The 808-nt window shown below is 46.0% G+C and carries 1 protein-coding gene; it reads right to left on the minus strand.

Annotated features, from left to right (window positions below):
- Nucleotides 1-131: 131 nt before the first annotated feature.
- On the minus strand, nucleotides 132-808 hold a 677-nt coding region (gene cysD / locus A3766_RS26265; RefSeq protein WP_068643286.1), incomplete at its 5' end, for a sulfate adenylyltransferase subunit CysD.

The raw sequence follows: 808 nt of genomic DNA on the forward strand, positions 1-808 counted from the left end.
TAATATCTTCACTGATAAGATCTGACTGGTGTGACATGTAAACTATCTCTTTATTTGCTGCCTCGCGCTGGGTCTTAGCGTGAGGCAATAATCTTGGTTGCTATGTATCAGCTTTGTACGTATATGCTGGCCTAGAAATAACCTTCGCGCTTCTTCTGCTCCATTGAGCCTGCCTGGTCGTGATCAATGACGCGGCCTTGTCTTTCAGAGGAGGTGGTTAGTAGCATTTCCTGAATTATTTCGGGCAAGGTTGTCGCTTCAGACTCAACTGCACCCGTTAGCGGGTAGCAACCAAGCGTACGGAAGCGTACCGACTTCATCTCTACCTTTTCACCTTCTTCAATCGGCATACGTTCATCATCAACCATGATCATGACGCCGTCACGTTCAACAACAGGTCGCTTCGCTGAGAAATAAAGTGGAACGATATCGATGTTTTCCAGGTGGATGTACTGCCAGATATCAAGTTCTGTCCAGTTAGATAAAGGGAATACACGAATGCTTTCACCTTTATTAATCTTACCGTTATAAGTATTCCATAATTCAGGGCGCTGATTCTTTGGGTCCCAGCGGTGGTTTTCATCACGGAAAGAGTAAACACGTTCTTTAGCGCGAGACTTTTCTTCGTCACGTCGTGCGCCACCGAAGGCTGCGTCAAACTGATATTTGTCCAGTGCTTGTTTAAGACCTTGGGTTTTCATTACGTCGGTGTGCTTGGCACTACCGTGAGTAAAAGGTCCGATGCCTTGATCAACGCCTTCCTGGTTGATATGCACGATCAGATCGAAGCCATACTTTTTAACGGTCT

It is taken from the genome of Oleiphilus sp. HI0132 (assembly GCF_001635845.1).